Below are 18,904 nucleotides of genomic sequence, written 5' to 3'. Positions count from 1 at the left end.
TGGCCATAATAATTCCTCCTGGTACATATAGATGCACTATTTTTCTTAATTTGTCAAGGTTTACTTTTTTTTATGATATGCACGATCCAACCTACCTACTTTATCAATTTCAATTAAATTATTAATAACTAACAAATTATTTTTATAATATCGACTAAAAATATTAGTTAAAGAGCCTTTAATGTGAATTACATCATTAACTTCAAATTTCTTTAACTGAGTTATATTTTTTGAAATAGTTTCTTTAATTCAGCCATAACTGGAACCTCAACGAATTTGCATACTCATCACATCAACTTCAACACCATTAATTTTTTCTTTTAATAAATCTTTTTTATAAACTGCAACAATGCCATCAAATACTGATAGCAACATCTTATTATCAATTTTTCTTTGTGCCATAATCAATTACCTCCCAATTGTATTTTTCACATTTATATCCAAATTCTTTTTCCCTAAAATGTGCCTCTAAAATTGCTTTTGCATGAATTGAATGCTCATTTTTAGTAGTTCGTTCTTTAAGTTCTTTTTTAATCATTTCCTTGTTTTTATCAGCTGGGTAATGTAATCGCATTTTATTTTGCAATTCATATCTTAAAATTCCAATTAACTCACGGGTTGCTCGCACCTCACGCATTTTTTCAGGACCCATGTGCAAATTCTCAACTACTACCACATTTAAAGATAAATCATGATGTTTATTTTTAAAATCATTGATAATAGTTAAAATTTCATTTGCTGAATCCGTTGGATTACTGCACTTTACTTGGACATATTTATAGTGGGGAAATCGTGTTCCAATTGTCTTAATAAAAATACCAGTAATTCCAATTCCAGCTGGATCTATCCCAACTGAGAAACTAGGAAAATAACTTTGTTGTTTCATAAAAACCTCCATATCAATATTCGTGACTTTTATGTGTACCTTTCTGTGATTTCTTTTGTATATTTTATGTGAACAAGAATATCAGAATATTTTGCCAAAGCAAAAATAACAATTTACGCAAAAATAATCTATTGTGTTATAATTTACACATAGACATATGTTTCTATTAAATTTCCTCTCCTATCCTTAATCTCATAAAATATTGTCGTCATTATCAAAAACAATGGTTGGAGGATCATTATTACTGTCAGGGTTATCATTAATTTTATATTCTGCACCACGGTAGGTTACAGGTTGGTTTGCTAATTGTTTTTCTTGTATTTCAGCAAGTTTTTTTATTCTTTCATTATTTTCGATACGCTTATTAATTCATTCTTGATTGTTATTTCATATTTTTGTTAATTGATTATTAGCCTCAATTTGTGTTTTATGATCATATTGTTCTAATTCAATTAAATCAACAAAAATATTAAATCCTTTTTTCTTAATACTTGGAATTCCATGTGCAGCTTCTCTATTTGTTCGAGTATAATAGACTTCTTGCATTACTTATTAAAAAATTGCAAATATTTGTAAAAAAGATACTAATAGAAAAATATAATTTTAATTAATTATGTTTTTTATTTAAAAATTTAATATTTTTCCACAACGAAAAATTAATTTATTATTTAAATTATTTAATTTTAAATAAATATTTTATGTTAAATATAATAATTGTAAATTATAAATTGAGGCAATTAAATTAAATCTTAAACCAAATCTTTTTCTTCGATTACGATATTTTTCTGTAATAATTTTAAATTTTTTAAGAATAGCAAAAATATTTTCAATAATAATTCTCATTTTTGAAACTAGTCTATTATATTGCTTTTGTTCTTTGTTTAAAGGGTTTTTCTTTGTTTTCTTTGTAGGTATTAGAACATTATTGTGATTTTTTTGTATTCCTTGATAACCACTATCAACTATTAATTTGGTATTTTTTAAAATTGGGATTTTTGATTCTTTAAATAAAGCATAATCATGTTTTTTTCCGAGCGAAAAACTTGTTGCAATAATTTTTTTGGTTTCTTGTTCGATAATTACTTGTGTTTTGATCGTGTGTTTTTTCTTTTTACCAGAATAAGATTGTTTTTGTCTTTTTTTGGGCGTTGGATTGGAGTTTCGGTAGCATCAATAATAATAGTTTTATCATTAAAATAATCATTTATTAGTGCTTTTTTACCAGCAAGTTGTTGAAAATCAGAGTTTTTAATTAAAATATCTTCAATTCACTTAATATTACGATAACAATTAGCCTCACTAATATCAAAACTTTTACCAAGATGAAAATAAGTCTGATATTCTCGTCAATATAATAAAGTCATCAATAATCTATTTTCTAATGATAATTTATTAGTTTTACCACCTTTTTTAAATTTTTCTATTTCAGCAACTTTTAAAATATCTAACATTTTATTAAAAGTGGATTTTTTTATTCCTGTTAATCTTAACCATTCTCTATCATTAAGAGTATTAAATTTATTATTGTTCATATTTTTATGTCCTCATAAATTATATTTTATAATAATATTTTAATAAAAAAGGGTATCGCAAGAAGTCTAATAAATAAATTGTGGAACAATTCCAACTATTAAAAAATCATCTTTAAATTTATCCTTATGAACAAAAGAACCAGGAACAATAATTCAACGCTCAGGAGTTTTAACAATGTAACTAATTATTTTTTGGCCACAATTATTATATTTTTGCATAGAACTTTTATGAATTCGATAATTAGATATATTTTTATTTTTATCTTTTTGCTTGTAAGGTTTATAAATTTCTTTAGTTTCAGAATTAGTGCTAAACTCTTTTATAAAATCAAAGTCTTTAGCAAAATTCCTACTTCGATCATGGCAACCAGATTCACAAATTTTTATGTTTTCCATTGTAGCTAACCCCTTTCTAATTAAAAATAATTAATTTTTCAACAGTTATGTTGCACTTTTTTTAAATTTAATATGTGGAATACCTGCTGCTCACTTAACAGCATATTGATGTATTTTTTTAATTTCTTTTAGTCGTTTTATTTTTTTTCATAGTTTCTTCATAATTTTTTCCTAGCTTTTTTATTTTAGTAAATTTATAATTCAATAATTGTTTGTAATTTATTTTTTTCTCCTTTTAATTTAATTGATATAAAGTCTTTAACTACTTCAGGTTCAATTCAATGTCCTGTAGAATTAAAATAATCTTCAGTAATTCATGCAATTCAATCTCAATCGTCATTGCCTATAACATATAGGAATAAATATTTCTCTGAGTTAGGTAATTTTTTAACTATATATCCATTTTTATATTTATAATTAAATTCTTTTATTGTCATTATTTTATATTCTCATTTTGAATTTCTTTATTTCAAGGTAATTCACTAATTTTACCTTTTGCATTAATACAATGTTGACAAGTTAAAAGTTCTTGTTTTCCTACTATTTGTGCATTGATAAAATTATTAAAATGTTCCATCATTGATTTACCTTTTTCATAATCATCTAAACTTAATTTTTTACATAATTCAATAAATTCATCACAAACATCTTTATATGTTTTATTGCTTAAACTTTCTTGTAAATATATTTGTTGCTCTTGGCTTATTTGTATAACTGTTTTTGCCATTATTAGTATCCTCCCTTACAAAATAAACATAAATCGCTATCAATCGTATTTACTGGACATTGACATTTTTTACAATATTTTGCCATTATCAATTGCCTCTTTTAATTCTTCATAAACCATTTTTAATGTCTCATGTGCCATTTTGTTAGGTCATTTTTTAAAATCATCACCACATATTTGTTTTACTTGTTCTATTTGTTTAATAATACTGTTATTTTTTTCCATATCACATTTCTCCTTCTTAAACGTAAAAAACCGCTTTTACGCGGTATTATGCTAAATTCTTAAATGTGTATGGTACCTTACAAAAATTAATTTATCATACTAAAAAAGCACCCCCACTACCTGATAGCATAACATTTTGGTGTTCTTTTTTTAAAGTCATATAAAATTTTTTTAACTTTGAATTAATTTTAAAAGCAGGTTGTTGCAGCATATTATAGTAGGTATTAGTATTTTTCTTTGTTTTATAATAGTTATAATTATAATCAAACTCTTGATAAACATCTTTTGTAATTGATGAAATTTTTGAATCAATAACTTTAAGATTAGGAATTTCATATTTTTTAATTTGTTTAGATGTTAAATATGTAATTTTATTACCACAGCCAGAAATAATTGCTGGTCTTTCTAAGTAAAAAAATAAAGCATCTGAACTAAGACTTTTAATTAACTTTTTAACTTTTTTTGAATAATAATTAATCTTAAAAAAATTACAAATTAGTTTAATAACAGCAACAGCATTACTAGCCGAATAACCTAAACCGGAACCAATTGTTGTGTTTTTAATTAAATTAATATGTAACGAAATTGTTTTAAATTTAGGAAATACTATCAAGAACTTATGATAAGCATCTAAAACAGTATTATTATTTCAATCAAGTTCTTTTTTATTACAAGTAAAAATTGTTTGTACGCCTTGATAAGGCAAAACCTCAAGCATATCATATTCTAATTTATAAGGAAAAATAATACTTTGAATTCGATGCATTTTTTTTCATCGATTTCTACGAAAAACTTTTAATGTTAAATTAAATTTACCATATGATTTAATTTGCATTATTGACCTTCTTTCTCATTTTGTTTAACTTCATTATATAATAAATAAAAATCATTTAAGGTTAATCTTTCTGATCGTAAAGTTAAAGAATAATTTAATTTTAATAAAATATTTTGTGCCAATGTTTTATCATGCAAAATAGTTGCTAAATTATTTAAGATTGTTTTTCGCTTTGTCGCAAACATTGCTCGAATAAATACAATAAAATCTTCTTCATTTTTTAAATCAGGATATTTTCGATTTAGTTTAAATTTTAGAACAACACTATCGACTTTAGGAACAGGAACAAAATTATTGCGTCCAACTAAACAAACTTTTTCAATATCACTATAAAGTTGACAAACAATCGAAAGATTATTATACGCCTTTGAATTTGGTTGAGCCATAATTCGATCACCAACTTCTTTTTGCATCATTAAAACAACTTCTTTTACTTTTGGATTCTTTATTTTTAATAATTTAAAAATAATTGGAGAAGTAATATAATAAGGAATATTTGAAATAATATTAATTGGATTATTATCTGGAAATTCAGTTGCAAACAATGTTTCTAAATCAAGTGTTAAAATATCTGCTTCAATAATTTTAAAATTTTGATTTTGAAATTTTACTGTTAAATATTTTACTAAATCAGGATCAATTTCAACACAAACAAATTTATTTGCTTTTAATAAAATTTCATTGGTTAAAGCTCCCATCCCCGGACCAATTTCTAAAATATTGGTTTTTGGAAATTCAAATACACTATTAACAATTTTATTGATAAAATAAGAATTTGTTAAAAAATTTTGGCCTTTACTTTTTTTGGCAATAATTCCTTCTGCCCACATTTCCTGATTTTGTTTTTTCATATTATTATTTCTCCTCTAAAGTTTTAATTAAATCATCTTTTGTTATATTCATATAGTTTAAATATTTAAATGTTGTTTTATTATTTATGAGAGATAAATTATAATAATTAATAATTTTTTGACGTTTTAATTTTTAATCAACAAGATTAATATAATCACTTCATAATAAACTATCACCAGTCTTGTTACTAAAGGTAATAAGATTGCTAATACTATTTTTAATTGCGGAGATAGAAGCTTCTGCAACCCCCACCTTTTTTCCTCTAATTGCATCAACTTTATCAATAAAAGTATGAATACAATTATTGTCTAAATAATCACTAATGATTTGTCGCAATTTTTGACCAGAATGATCAGGGTCGGTAAAAATTATTATTTTATTATGTAAACTAATTTTTTTAATTAATGCTAACTTTTCTGTTGTAATTCCACTCCCCCCAGTTTCAATTATTTTAAGATCAGGAAAAATGCTTTTCAATTTTGCCGCATCTGTTTTGCCTTCTACAATAATGAATGTTCCCACTGTCGCCTTTTCCCCCATAAAAATCTTTTTGGTTTAATTTATCATAATTTTATAGTATAATTATACTAGACTGTTATATTAAAATAATGATAAATTTTAAATATAGGAGTAGGAGGCAAAAAGAAATATGGCTAATTATAAATTTGGAAAAGATTACTCATTTTTAGCTCTAGACCTAGGTACAGCTAATACAGTAGCATATGTTTCAGGACAAGGGATTGTTTATAACGAACCTTCAATGATGGCATATGACACCTTAAGTAACTCATTAATTACCTTAGGGAACGAAGCATACAAAATGGTTGGAAAAACACATGAACATATTAGAATGGTAACACCTTTAGTTGATGGCGTTATTTCAGATATGGATGCTGCCCAAGATTTATTAAAACACATTTTTAGTAGATTAAAATTATCAGGAATTTGAAAAAATTCACTAGTAATATTAGCATGCCCAAGTGGAGTTACAGAATTAGAACGTGGTGCTTTAAAAGCAATCGCAAAAGATATGGGAGCAAGTTACGTTTTAGTTGAAGAAGAAGTTAAACTAGCAGCATTAGGAGCTGGTTTAAACATCGGATTAGCACAAGGAAACTTGGTAATCGATATTGGTGGAGGAACAACTGATATAGCAATTATTTCAGCAGGTGATATTGTAATTTCAAAATCAGTTAAAGTTGCTGGAAAACACTTAGATCAAGAAATTCAGAAATACATTCGTGCCGAGTATAATGTTTTAATTGGAATTAGAACTGCCGAACAAATTAAAAAAGAAATTGGAGCATTAGTTAAAATAATTAATGAAAAACCAGTTCGTGCCTTTGGGCGTGATATTATTACTGGATTACCACGTGAAGTAATGATTAAACCTGAAGAAATTAAAAACGTTTTATTAGCACCATTTTCAAGAATTACAGACTTATTAGTTGAAGTATTAGAACAAACACCACCTGAATTAGCAGGAGATGTTATTAGAAATGGAATTACAATTTGTGGAGGCGGAGCTTTAATTCGTGGAATTGTTAAATATTTTGAATCAATTTTCCAATTAAAAGTAAAAGCTGCAAATGATCCGTTAATGTGTGTAATTGATGGCGCTAAAACATATGAAAAAAACTTAGGTGCTGTAATTGAAAGAATCCAATTGTTAGAAGCAAATGAATACAAAATTGCATAAAAATTAAAAGTATATTAAGATTATACTTTTTTTTCTAACAAGAGCATAAAATAAAACAAAACACCAAAAAAAAAAAAAAATTAAATTGTTGTTTTTAATTGCAAATTGCTCTTAATTTTATATATAATAAAATTACTTGATATTGAATTTTTTATTACTATTAAGGGGTTTAATATTTAAGAAAATTATTATGTTATTTATTATTGCTATGTTTTTAACTAAGCAATAAACGGAAGGAGACATTTTAAAGATGGCAATATCAGACGTATTGAAAAATACATTCAACATCTCACCAAAGCCACCTCGTAAATTTATCGCTATAGATTTGGGGACAACTAATTCGATCGCTTATGTTGCAGGGAGAGGTATTATTTTCAACGAAGCATCAGTAATGGCATATGAAATTGGAACTAATAAACTAATTGCATTAGGAGATGATGCTAAAAAGTTAATTGGGAAAACTCATGATAAAATTGAAATTTATACACCATTACGTAATGGAGCAGTTACAGACTTAGCTATTGCTGAAGAATTTATTCAGCAAATAGGAAAAAAAGCAAAGGTGGCTGACTTATGAAAGAATGCTATTGTTTTAATTGCATGTCCAAAAAATGTTACAGACTTAGAAAAACGAGCAATAATCCAAATGTGTAAAAATATTGGTGCAGATTTTGTTAAAATTGAAGAAGATTCATTAATGGCTGCTCTAGGAGCCGGAGAAAACATTTTTGCACCAAAAGGAACTTTTGTTTTAGACATTGGTGGTGGAAAAACAAGTTGCGCTATTATTTCAGCTGGTGGAATTGTTAAAAGCAAATCAATTAAAACAGCCGGAAATTATATTGATGAAGAAATTTTAAAATACATCCGCGCTAAACATACAATTTCAATTGGAGTTGTGACAGCAGAACAAATTAAAAAACAAATTGGATCATTATATAAAACAAAAGAAAACAAAAAAATGATTATTTTTGGAAGAGACGTTGTAACAGGAATGCCAAAAGAAGCGGAAATTTTAGATTCAGAAATTAGAAAGTTATTAATAAGTGTTTTTTCATCAATTACACAATTAATAACTGAAGTGTTAGAACAAACACCCGCTGAATTAGCTGGTGATGCTGTAGCTAACGGTATTTTAGTTACTGGTGGCTGTGGACAAATCGCAGGAATTAAAGAATTTTTATCAGATTATTTCCAAATTCCAGTTCGTATTGCTAAAAATGCCGAAACATCTGTTATTGATGGTTGCATTGCATATGAGAAAAAAATTAGAGATGGATTAATTGAAGAAAACAAAAAAAATAGATAAACAAATGTTTATCTATTTTTATGACAATAATTTTTATAAAAATGATAAAATAACAATATATAAGGTGTGAAGTAAGAATAGACTTCTTGCATTACTTGTTAAAAAATTGCAAATATTTGTAAAAAAGATACTAATAGAAAAATATAATTTTAATTAATTATGTTTTTTATTTAAAAATTTAATATTTTTCCACAACGAAAAATTAATTTATTATTTAAATTATTTAATTTTAAATAAATATTTTATGTTAAATATAATAATTGTAAATTATAAATTGAGGCAATTAAATTAAATCTTAAACCAAATCTTTTTCTTCGATTACGATATTTTTCTGTAATAATTTTAAATTTTTTAAGAATAGCAAAAATATTTTCAATAATAATTCTCATTTTTGAAACTAGTCTATTATATTGCTTTTGTTCTTTGTTTAAAGGGTTTTTCTTTGTTTTCTTTGTAGGTATTAGAACATTATTGTGATTTTTTTGTATTCCTTGATAACCACTATCAACTATTAATTTGGTATTTTTTAAATTTGGGATTTTTGATTCTTTAAATAAAGCATAATCATGTTTTTTTCCGAGCGAAAAACTTGTTGCAATAATTTTTTTGGTTTCTTGTTCGATAATTACTTGTGTTTTGATCGTGTGTTTTTTCTTTTTACCAGAATAAGATTGTTTTTGTCTTTTTTTGGACGTTGGATTGGAGTTTCGGTAGCATCAATAATAATAGTTTTATCATTAAAATAATCATTTATTAGTGCTTTTTTACCAGCAAGTTGTTGAAAATCAGAGTTTTTAATTAAAATATCTTCAATTCACTTAATATTACGATAACAATTAGCCTCACTAATATCAAAACTTTTACCAAGATGAAAATAAGTCTGATATTCTCGTCAATATAATAAAGTCATCAATAATCTATTTTCTAATGATAATTTATTAGTTTTACCACCTTTTTTAAATTTTTCTATTTCAGCAACTTTTAAAATATCTAACATTTTATTAAAAGTGGATTTTTTTATTCCTGTTAATCTTAACCATTCTCTATCATTAAGAGTATTAAATTTATTATTGTTCATATTTTTATGTCCTCATAAATTATATTTTATAATAATATTTTAATAAAAAAGGGTATCGCAAGAAGTCTAATTTAAAACAAAATAATTTTAAGTTTTATGTTAATGATAAATTAACTGATAATTTTAATGATTTAGATTTATTGTTTAAACTTTTAGATTATTTTTATTCTAATATTTTAAGAACTTTATTTGATGTTTCTAATTATAAAGAATATTTAATTTTTACTAGTTTAACTGGGAATTTAGGTTTTTCGTTTTTTGTAAAAAATGGTTTTTTATTATATCCTAAATCAATGCTTTTTAATTTTTGAGTTTCTAATGGTACTGACCCACAATATCAAGTAAAATTGGCAAATGCTTTTAAAATAAATTCAAATGATAATTATTATTCTTATTTATCAAATTGAGATTATTTAACTGATGTATTGCCTGGTAATGGTAATGGTGGTTATGAAAGTAAGGTTAAAATGCTTGATATGACAACAGACACTAATAAATATCGTGGTTTTAATATAATTACTTTTCAAAGTAAAAATTTGCCTAGTAAATCTACTTTAAATCTTTTTGGGTTTAATTTTAGCATTTATAATGCTAGTGATTGAAATAATGAGATTAATGGTGGTGATATTTGAAATTTACCTTATAGTTCTTGTACTTGATATAATGTATTTTGTCATATAAAAAATGGTTTTATTTGAGCATTTAATAATTTGCCCGGCATTAAAGAGGTTGGAAAATATGCTAATGCATTAGTAAATACAATGCAAAATGTTAATTTGCTTTGAGATAATATTAGTAATTTTTTTGCTTTTGATATTGCTTTTAAATTATTGCTTGGGGCAATTATTACTCTTGCGATGTTCAATGATATTTTGCGATTTTTATAAAAACAAAATGATACATATATATATATACATAGACCAAGAAAAAACAGGCAGCGAACAACACACGGTGCAAAAAATTTATTTTTACCCGTGTGTTGTTTGCGGGGGAGCGTTCGCGTAGCGACGCGGGGGCGTAGCCCCTTTCCTTGATGATTAAGAAATGAGGCAACATAAAAATGAAAAAAATGTTAACATTTATTATTCCTGCTATTTTAACAGGGGCTTCTATAAGTACAGGAGCAAGTAGTATTAATCATATCAATCATGCAAAAAGTATTAATAATAAAATTGATAAAATTACAGAAGATTATTCATTAGAAGAAATGACTAAGAATTTTAGAATATTATCTAAGTGAACTGATTCAATTGGAATTGGAGTTGAAAGAGAAACAAATGAAGTATTTCTAGTTAAAGGGAATGATAATTTTGTTGCTTTAAACGTCAAAGTGACACCAGGGTGGTGGTTAAACAACAATTAGTATTTTCCTTTGACCAAACTAATTACATCATTAATTTGGGATCAAGTTTCGTTTTGGTTAATACATCAGGTGCGGTTAAAACCCTTAATGTGCCGTTTTCTGGTGTTTGAGATTTTATGGCAATTAATTCAAATTTAATGTTATATGTAGAAATTACTAATATTGGATTTAGTTCTGGTAATATGTACGAAATTGACGCACAAGGTAACTATAAATTTATTGGCTCTAATGTAGTAACTTTTTCAAAAGTTACAAATAATAGCTATATATATTCAGCAATTTTCTCAGATGGAAAAACATACAAAACTTATTTTGTTGATAAAGAAGCAGGGAAAGTTACTAGTTTTAATGGAATGGCAGATAACTTAGTAATGATTAATGATAATTGAGGAATTTCTCATGATAATTTTAAAAAAATCAGTATCTTTAAACCTTCAACTGGATTTACTAGTTTAGGGTTTTCATCTTCAACTTATGGTAAATTCAATGATTCAAAAGGAAACATTGCAATCAATGGTAAAGGAAGTTTTATTGATGAAGATGGAAACTTGACAGCGACAGCAGATACTGGTGAAGAAAGATATTGGAATGGAAATGTAGCTTTTGGAATGTCAGGAGATACTTGCTGATTTTTAGCAGATAACGGTACTATTAGAATAATTCCTAATATGTTAACAAATAACTATGCTATGGTTAACGATAACATTATCATTATTGGTGCACAATCAATGGATATAAGTTATATTCTTAATGCCCGCGGTTATTTAACACCAGTTCCGCTAAAAGCGTTAGCAATGGATCGTTTTACACCAACTTCGGCTTTTTTAATTGATGAGCGTACTAGTAAAAATTATATTTTAACTTTAAAATAAATAAGAATAAAGTTTTAGTTTAAAATAATATCTTTAAAGAGGAAAGAATCTTTCAAAGATATTATTTTTATTTAATTACAATAAATTTATAAAAAAGTTAAATTCAGTTAATATGAATTTATTTTTTTATTTGGAAAGTAAAACTATTTCCTTTCTTTTCTCTTAAAAATATGTTAAAAATAAATTAGCAATGATATATTACATTGTTGGGGTCTTAAAAATCATAAATATAATATAAAAGGGAATATTCAATTGCCAAATAGAAATTAAAAATATAATAGGAGGAAACACACGATGAGAAAATTGCTCAGTTTTCTAACAGTATCAACGTTAATAACCACTTCAGGTACTTCTCTTGTCGCTTGTGCAAAAAAATACACTTTTGATAGTGATATTTGGGTTATTACTGATGCTGGAACAATTACTGATGCATCATTTAATGAATCAGCATGAGATGGAGCAAGTAAATACGTTGTTTTACAAAAAGATCCAAAAATTACCACTGCAGAGTGGAAAAAAAATAATTGACGAGCTAGTTATTTTGAACCAGCAAGTCAAACCCCTTCTGATTTTAAAACAGCTTATGTAACGGCAAATATTGCTGGAGCTAAAACGATCATTTTACCAGGGTTTGCTCACGGTAATACAATTGGCTGAGCAGCAGAAGTGGCACAAAATATTATTTATATTGATGGAAGTAGCCAAAATATTCACTTGGGAATGGATACAACAAGACCATTAGCAAAAAATATTATTGGAATAACTTATGAAGCTGAATCTTCTGGTTTCTTTGCTGGCATTGCAGCAGCTTTATGATTGAATGCTAATCAAGAGAGATATCCTGATGGTTTAAAAATTGCGACCTATGGTGGAATGGATAACCCTGATGCTGTTTCAAACTATATGTGAGGTTTTATTGTTGCAGCTGATATCTTCAATACAATTATTAATGATAGTAGTTTCCCAGAACTATATCAAATTAAAAATGATATTTTGAAACAAGTACAAAAAATGAATCCAAAGGTTACATCATTACAACCAATTGGAAAAGTTCAAAATGTTGTTAAAAGTAATGAATCATGATTTTCACAATCATTTGAGGTTGGGCAAGGCAAAGATATTTCTGATGAATTGATTTCTCGTAAAGCAAGTATTATTTTTCCAGTTGCTGGACCGCAAACACAAGATACAATTGATCGAATTAGATATAATAAATCAATGGCAAAAGTTATTGGGGTTGATACGGAGCAATCAAAAATTTATGGCGAAGAAATTGTTGTGACAAGTGCTTTAAAAGAAATTGCAACTTCAACTTCAGAAGCATTAAAAAATATTTATTCATCAACGTGTGGTTATCAAGAAGATAATAAAACATGAGATAATAGTAAAGCAACTCCTGACTGTTGAATTAATATTGATCAATCATCAATTCAACATCCGACTTGAACTGGAATTGAAAAAACAAAGGCAATTAATGATGATACTGTTGCATTCATTCATAACGAGACAGATCAACATGCAAAAGATACTGTTTTTGATAAAATTGTTGAAGTATTACAAGATGTGTATTCACGTGGGATTGAAGAACAACCACCGGTTGCTGTACAAGTATTTTCAAAAACATTAGCAAATACTTATCAAAGTAGTGATAAATTAAAAGATTATATTCTAAATGCAATTGAAGCAGCTTTATAAGAAAGGACACAGTAATGGCAAATAATAATGAATATGCAATTGAAATGAAGTCAATTACAAAAGTTTTTGGTGATTTAATTGCAAATGATGATATTACCCTAAAAGTTAAAAAAGGTGAAATTCATACTTTGATTGGTGAAAATGGGGCTGGAAAATCAACCTTAATGAGTATTTTATTTGGGTTATATGAACCAACAAAAGGTGAAATTCTTGTTAATGGAAAACCAGAATACATTAGCAACCCAATTAAAGCAAATAAATTAGGAATTGGGATGGTTCACCAACATTTTAAATTAATTGATATTTTTACTGTTTTAGACAATATTACATTAGGACATGAAAAAGTAGTTGGTAAAGTATTTCTTGATCGACAAAAAGAAACACGAGATATTGCCCAAATTGCGATTAAATATAATTTACAAGTTGATTTTCGTTCAAAGATTGCCAACATTTCAGTTGGGATGCAGCAGCGGGTAGAAATTTTAAAAATTTTATACCGTGGTGCTGACATTTTAGTTTTTGATGAACCAACGGCAGTATTAACACCACAAGAAATTGAGGGGTTATTAAAAATTATGTTAGATCTAAAAAAAGATGGAAAAACAATTATTTTTATTTCACATAAACTAGATGAAGTTAAAAAAATTGCTGATCGTGCGACGGTTATTCGTCGTGGAAAAGTTATTGAAACATTTGAGGTTAAAGATAAAAACGAAAAAGAAATTGCTGAAGCAATGGTTGGGCGGAATTTGGTTGCTATTAAAAATGATGGAAAAGCCCCACAAAAGGAAGCCTTATTAAAAATTGAAAATTTATCAGTAAAGAAAAAAGAATTAACGCGTTTAATGGCTTTAGATGATTTTAATTTAACGGTTCAGGCCGGTGAAATTGTTGCGATTGCCGGAGTGGAAGGAAATGGGCAAACTGAGTTAGTTAATGCTCTAGCAGGATTAGAAAAAGTAACATCAGGAAAAATAATTTTTAATGATATTAATGTTACGAAGAAAAGCATTTATGAACGTTATCAAAATGGAATGTCACATATTCCCGAAGATCGTCATAAGTATGGTTTGATTTTAGATTTTAATGCAATTGATAATGTTGTGTTACAAAATATTAATCAAGAACCATTTTCAAATTATGGTTTATTAGATAAAGCTGCAATTCAGTTATATGCCCAACAAATTGTTACAAAATATGATGTTCGTGGTGCTAACTCTGGTTTTGCGATGACAAGAGAACTATCTGGTGGTAATCAACAAAAACTAATTATTGGTCGTGAATTATCACGTCAGCATAATATTTTAGTTGTTGTTCAACCAACCCGGGGATTAGATGTTGGTGCGATTGAATACATTCATAATAAAATTTTAGAAGAAAAGGCACAAGGTAACGCAGTGCTCCTTGTTTCTTATGAATTAGAAGAAATTATTAGTTTAGCTGACCGCATTGTTGTTTTACATAATGGTCGGGTGACGGGTGAAGTTTTTGGAAACAAGGTTAAACGAGAAGAAATTGGCTTAATGATGGCTGGGACATATCAGCAGAAAGGAACTCAAATTGATGCAAAAACAAATTAAAAGTTATGGCTGATTGTTAAGACAAAAAACCAAAATTTTCTTTCGTTCAAATGAATTCAAAACAAAAATGAATTATTTTAAAGCATCTGTTTGTGCCATTATTGCGGGAGCTATTCTTAGTTTTATTATTATTGGTGCAAATGCTTCAAATCCATTGTTATTCTTTAGTTATGTTTTTCGTTTAGCTTTCCACCCTTTATTAAAAGACCAAACATTAACATATTGAGCAATCTATATTGTTGCGGGGTTAGCTGTTGCGGTTGGGTTTAAAGCGGGACTATTTAATATTGGAGTTCCCGGACAAATGCTCCTTGCTGGTAGTATGACAATTGTTTTAGGATTAAAAAATCCAGCTATTAGTCAAGGAGCTGGTGTTGTTGGGGCGTTGCTTATTTCAATTTTAGTTGGAGCAGCTTTAGCAGCAATTGCTGGTGCACTAAAAGCGTATTTTAATATTCATGAAGTTGTTTCAACAATTATGTTAAATTGAATTGTTTGATATGTGATGAAATGAATGTTTATGAATCCCGCGCATGGGATGTGAAATTCAAATCATAATTCAACAATTGATATTGTTACAGCTGCTCCTAATTTTAATTTAACATTAAATGGTCAAACATGAATTATTCCATTTATTATTGCAATGTTATTATTACTAACAGTTATCTTCATTATGAATTATACAGTATTAGGATTTCGGATTAAAGCGGTTGGAAAATCAAGAAATGCTTCACTATATGCTGGAACAAACGTTCGTGCCTATATGATTGTGTCAATGGCCTTATCGGGTGGACTAGCTGGTGTTTTAGGAATGCTATATTATATGACTCAATCAACGGTCTTGCAGTTTACAACGGATGCTTTGCCGGTGGTTGGATTTGATGCGATTGCTGTTGCATTAGTTGCTTTTACTAATGGTGTTGCGATTTTACCAATTGCTTTATTATGAGGAATCATTAAAACCGCAGCGTTACAAGCAACGCAATTACCAGATTTTCAAATGTCAAAACAAATGGGACAATTAATTTTTGGGATTATTATTTATATGACCGCGATTTCGGCCCTATTTATTTACTTCAAACCAATTTTTTGAATTCGTCGTTGGTGAAATATTCGCCATCATGTTGATTGAAAACAAGAATATGATGAATATAAGCAACAAATTAAAACATATCAGAGACAAATCAAAACAATCAATAAAAGGTATCGAGTTAAAATCCATGAATTAAAACAGCAAGGAGATAAGGAATTAATTAAAGCTTATCGTGAAGAAATTAATGATGAATTAACATTATATGCTGGAAAGATTACAACTTTAAAAACAGAAATGCGTTTCTTTACAAATTCAAAATACAAAGAAGCAGCAAAAATTGGGCAACGAGGAATTAAAACAAAATATGATTTAGCCGTTTTTATTGCTCTTGGTTCAGCAATGGATCATTTTGTACAAGTAAAAAATGAATATTTATTAAAAAAACAACAAGCTAGTTTTTTAAAACGAAATTATGTTCAAACAGTTAAAAAATGTAAAGGACAAACAAAACAAAAACTTTCTCAACTTTATGGTCTACCGAAAAAAGATTTATATGCTAGATTAGTACAATTACAAACACAATATGGTGATTTAATCTTAAAACAAGAGGATGCCATTAAAAAGGTGCGTGAGAATTATTATCCTGTTTTTGATGAAATTCAACAAAAATATTTAACTGATTTTAAAACATTGCAAAGTAAAGAAAAGGTTGTTACTAAACAATTAAATCAAGAAATTAAAAAACTAAAACATCAACAGTGGAAAGAAATGTGTCAGTTTAAAATAACAAATTACCAGACACGAAAAGAAATTAAACATGAATTAAAAGCAATTGATGTTAAATTAAAAAATGATCCTGGGATTCAAAAAGAAGTAATGATGTTAAAAAAAGATTTAACAATACAATTAGCAACGATGAAACAACAATTTGATGTTGAAAATAAAGTTGTTAAAGAAAAACATCGGACAAATTTACCGCAGTGAAGAAATGAATTAAATCAGAAGTTAAATACAATTATTAAGGCTGTTGGTGAAGATAATAAAATTTTAAAAACAGAGTATCTTCGTCAGAAATCAGTATATCATAAGTCAGCACAAGAAGGAGGAAAAAACTAATGGAAGCAGTTTCACAATTATTTGCCAATGGTTCGGTCCTTTTTGCTGTATTATTAATTGCTGCAATGGCGGGGTTATATTCAGAACGAGCTGGTGTTATTAATATTGCGATTGATGGAATGATGATTATTGGGGCTTTAGTCTATGCATTGTTAGGAAAAGTTCTTTCACAATATGGAAATGGCATGCAAATCATTGCTTTATTAATTGCCACAATTGTTGGGGGAGCATTTGCCTTATTGCATGGTTTTGCTTCAATCACTTTAAAAGCACAGCAAGTAATTTCGGGGACAGCTTTAAACTTATTAGCAACAGGATTAGGATTATTCTTTGTTAGTATTCCAGCTTTAGCTGTCGGAAATATGATTCAAACTGGTTTTAGCACAATTGGAATCGATCGAGCACAAATTATTAATATTTTTTTAATTATTGCAATTGTTCTAGCGATTTTTACCTTTGTTTTCTTTAGATTTACTAAAACAGGAATTCGTTACGCTGGATGTGGCGAAAATCCAAATGCAATTGATGCTTCTGGAATTAATGTAATTAAAACAAGGTATAAAGCGGTTATTATTTCAGGATGTTTAGCTGGTTTAGCTGGTGCAATGTTTACCCATTATGTTTCAGGTCAATTTCGTGGTGATGTACAAGGCCAAGGTTATATTACCTTAGCAATTATGATTTTTGGACAATGAAGAATTCAATATATTACCTTAGGAGCTGTTTTATTTAGTTTCTTAATTGCGTTAGCAGGAACATTATGACGATTTACTGGTTGAAATATTGCTGATCCATCAAACCAATTGCTAAAAATATTACCATTTGTTTTAGCGTTAGTGACAATGGTCGCATTTTCTAAATATTCCAAAATTCCAAAAGCGTCAGGAATTCCCTTTGATAAGTCCCTGCGGTAAAAAAACAACTATTGGTTGTTTTTTTATTATGTTTAGTTAAATACTTGCTTTTTTATAATAATAATAGGAAACAAAAGGTATTGTTTTTCAGAGGAAACAAAATGAAAAAACTATTAACTATTTTTGCCATTTCGGCTATAACAACAGGGGGCCCAATTAATCTGGCGGGTTGTTATAAGAAAAATATTGTTAATGATTATGACAACTCAAATTTACAAAATGATATGATAAATTTAACTAAAATTGCTAGTAAAGTTAGTTCTGTTATTACTGATTATGATAATAATAGTAATTTGAAGGATTCAAATGCCTTTTCAGAATTGACCCCTTTTTATGATTTAGTTAATAAAGATCAGCAAAGTATCGAACTTGATAAAACAGACCCAAAGATTAGTTTGGGATTAGAAAACGTTGAGAATGGTTTTCGCTCTGTTTTTGATAATTTAAATTTTGAAATTATTCGAGAATATTCAAATTATTATTTGAATACGGTGCCATTAACATTTGATAAAGAACAAAGTAAATTTACGTTAAATTATATTGATTTAGATAAAATTGGTAAATTAACCAATACCCCAGTGGCGGGCGTTAAAGCGGTGCAATTACAATATAAGTTTGTGTTAAACTTGAGTTTTAAAAATTTAAATCAGTTAATGCCGTTTACGATTACTTATATTATTACAAATGAACCAGAAAAAATTCAAAAACTTTTACAAAATTCAATTCAAACAATGACTAAAATTTTAATTAGATTCTTTAATAATTATTAAAAAGTAGTTATTGATAGCAATG

Annotated in this window: 23 protein-coding genes; 10 read left to right on the top strand and 13 right to left on the bottom strand. The window is 27.4% G+C overall.

Annotation, left to right across the window (positions count from 1 at the left end; all coding sequences use genetic code 4):
- Positions 1-60: 60 nt before the first annotated feature.
- The 12 genes from TS70_RS00980 to TS70_RS00930 form a co-directional block, all read right to left on the bottom strand.
- Positions 61-402, bottom strand: a complete 342-nt coding sequence (locus TS70_RS00980) for a hypothetical protein (RefSeq protein ID WP_198049143.1) — start codon at positions 400-402, stop codon at positions 61-63.
- Entirely contained in the window at positions 380-886 is a 507-nt protein-coding gene (locus tag TS70_RS00975) for a hypothetical protein (protein ID WP_198049142.1), read from the bottom strand. The genes TS70_RS00980 and TS70_RS00975 overlap by 23 nt, the downstream gene beginning before the upstream one ends.
- A 186-nt stretch (positions 887-1,072) precedes the next feature.
- Entirely contained in the window at positions 1,073-1,432 is a 360-nt protein-coding gene (locus TS70_RS00970; RefSeq protein WP_198049141.1) for a hypothetical protein, read from the bottom strand.
- 150 nt (positions 1,433-1,582) lie between these two features.
- Positions 1,583-2,418 (bottom strand): IS5 family transposase gene (locus TS70_RS00965; RefSeq protein ID WP_105628856.1). Its coding sequence is split into 2 segments (ribosomal slippage): positions 1,583-2,022 and positions 2,022-2,418, totalling 837 coding nucleotides; the frame shifts between segments, so codons are not numbered across the junction.
- A 66-nt stretch (positions 2,419-2,484) separates the two neighbouring features.
- Complete coding sequence (locus tag TS70_RS00960; RefSeq protein ID WP_198049140.1) at positions 2,485-2,814, bottom strand: hypothetical protein; 330 nt, start codon at positions 2,812-2,814, stop codon at positions 2,485-2,487.
- Positions 2,815-3,008: 194 nt separating this feature from the next.
- Complete coding sequence (locus TS70_RS00955; RefSeq protein WP_127092443.1) at positions 3,009-3,251, bottom strand: hypothetical protein; 243 nt, start codon at positions 3,249-3,251, stop codon at positions 3,009-3,011.
- Entirely contained in the window at positions 3,251-3,541 is a 291-nt protein-coding gene (locus TS70_RS00950) for a hypothetical protein (protein WP_198049139.1), read from the bottom strand. Before TS70_RS00950 ends, TS70_RS00955 begins: the two co-directional genes overlap by 1 nt.
- A 69-nt stretch (positions 3,542-3,610) precedes the next feature.
- Positions 3,611-3,766, bottom strand: coding sequence for a hypothetical protein (locus tag TS70_RS00945; RefSeq protein WP_198049138.1), 156 nt, complete (start codon positions 3,764-3,766; stop codon positions 3,611-3,613).
- 91 nt (positions 3,767-3,857) lie between these two features.
- On the bottom strand, positions 3,858-4,601 hold the full coding sequence (locus tag TS70_RS00940; protein WP_040094536.1) for a GHMP family kinase ATP-binding protein: 744 nt from the start codon (positions 4,599-4,601) through the stop codon (positions 3,858-3,860).
- Entirely contained in the window at positions 4,601-5,452 is an 852-nt protein-coding gene (rsmA, locus tag TS70_RS00935; protein ID WP_198049137.1) for a 16S rRNA (adenine(1518)-N(6)/adenine(1519)-N(6))-dimethyltransferase RsmA, read from the bottom strand. The genes TS70_RS00940 and rsmA overlap by 1 nt, the downstream gene beginning before the upstream one ends.
- Positions 5,453-5,456: 4 nt before the next feature.
- Positions 5,457-5,582: a DUF4093 domain-containing protein gene (locus tag TS70_RS08790; protein ID WP_334199109.1), complete on the bottom strand. Its 126-nt coding sequence runs from the start codon at positions 5,580-5,582 to the stop codon at positions 5,457-5,459.
- Positions 5,583-5,585: 3 nt separating this feature from the next.
- Positions 5,586-5,993, bottom strand: coding sequence for a toprim domain-containing protein (locus tag TS70_RS00930; protein ID WP_241460044.1), 408 nt, complete (start codon positions 5,991-5,993; stop codon positions 5,586-5,588).
- 109 nt (positions 5,994-6,102) lie between these two features.
- Here TS70_RS00930 and TS70_RS00925 point away from each other — a divergent pair, with 109 nt between their 5' ends.
- Both TS70_RS00925 and TS70_RS00920 read left to right on the top strand, forming a co-directional pair.
- Positions 6,103-7,152, top strand: a complete 1,050-nt coding sequence (locus TS70_RS00925) for a rod shape-determining protein (protein ID WP_198049136.1) — start codon at positions 6,103-6,105, stop codon at positions 7,150-7,152.
- A gap of 250 nt (positions 7,153-7,402) precedes the next feature.
- Positions 7,403-8,461 carry a rod shape-determining protein gene (locus tag TS70_RS00920; RefSeq protein ID WP_127092449.1) on the top strand — a complete coding sequence of 353 codons (1,059 nt, stop codon included), beginning with the start codon at positions 7,403-7,405 and terminating at the stop codon, positions 8,459-8,461.
- 242 nt (positions 8,462-8,703) lie between these two features.
- On the opposite strand, the gene TS70_RS00915 is transcribed toward TS70_RS00920, so the two are convergent.
- Positions 8,704-9,539, bottom strand: a protein-coding gene (locus tag TS70_RS00915) for an IS5 family transposase (protein WP_198049135.1) whose coding sequence is annotated in 2 segments (ribosomal slippage) — positions 8,704-9,143 and positions 9,143-9,539 — 837 coding nt in all. Because the reading frame shifts where the segments join, the coding sequence is not laid out codon by codon here.
- Between the two features lie 140 nt (positions 9,540-9,679).
- Here TS70_RS00915 and TS70_RS00910 point away from each other — a divergent pair.
- The 8 genes from TS70_RS00910 (at position 9,680) to TS70_RS00875 (ending at position 18,882) form a co-directional block, all read left to right on the top strand.
- Positions 9,680-10,426: a spiroplasma phage ORF1-like family protein gene (locus TS70_RS00910; protein WP_198049134.1), complete on the top strand. Its 747-nt coding sequence runs from the start codon at positions 9,680-9,682 to the stop codon at positions 10,424-10,426.
- A gap of 173 nt (positions 10,427-10,599) precedes the next feature.
- Positions 10,600-10,902 (top strand): hypothetical protein, encoded by a 303-nt coding sequence (locus TS70_RS00905; protein ID WP_198049133.1) that lies wholly within the window; start codon positions 10,600-10,602, stop codon positions 10,900-10,902.
- Positions 10,903-10,955: 53 nt separating this feature from the next.
- Positions 10,956-11,774: a hypothetical protein gene (locus TS70_RS00900; RefSeq protein WP_198049132.1), complete on the top strand. Its 819-nt coding sequence runs from the start codon at positions 10,956-10,958 to the stop codon at positions 11,772-11,774.
- Positions 11,775-12,068: 294 nt separating this feature from the next.
- Positions 12,069-13,469, top strand: a complete 1,401-nt coding sequence (locus tag TS70_RS08290) for a BMP family ABC transporter substrate-binding protein (protein WP_198049131.1) — start codon at positions 12,069-12,071, stop codon at positions 13,467-13,469.
- A gap of 14 nt (positions 13,470-13,483) precedes the next feature.
- Complete coding sequence (locus tag TS70_RS00890; protein ID WP_198049130.1) at positions 13,484-15,049, top strand: ABC transporter ATP-binding protein; 1,566 nt, start codon at positions 13,484-13,486, stop codon at positions 15,047-15,049.
- Complete coding sequence (locus TS70_RS08285) at positions 15,033-17,198, top strand: ABC transporter permease (protein ID WP_198049129.1); 2,166 nt, start codon at positions 15,033-15,035, stop codon at positions 17,196-17,198. Before TS70_RS00890 ends, TS70_RS08285 begins: the two co-directional genes overlap by 17 nt.
- Positions 17,198-18,112 (top strand): ABC transporter permease, encoded by a 915-nt coding sequence (locus TS70_RS00880; RefSeq protein WP_198049128.1) that lies wholly within the window; start codon positions 17,198-17,200, stop codon positions 18,110-18,112. Before TS70_RS08285 ends, TS70_RS00880 begins: the two co-directional genes overlap by 1 nt.
- Before the next feature lie 101 nt (positions 18,113-18,213).
- Complete coding sequence (locus TS70_RS00875) at positions 18,214-18,882, top strand: hypothetical protein (RefSeq protein WP_198049127.1); 669 nt, start codon at positions 18,214-18,216, stop codon at positions 18,880-18,882.
- Positions 18,883-18,904 lie beyond the last annotated feature (22 nt).

This window comes from Spiroplasma sp. hyd1, assembly GCF_016082235.1.
Lineage (GTDB): Bacteria > Bacillota_I > Bacilli_A > Mycoplasmatales > Mycoplasmataceae > Spiroplasma > Spiroplasma poulsonii.
Note: the sequence above shows the minus strand (reverse complement) of the source record. Positions and strands in the feature narration are given on the sequence as shown.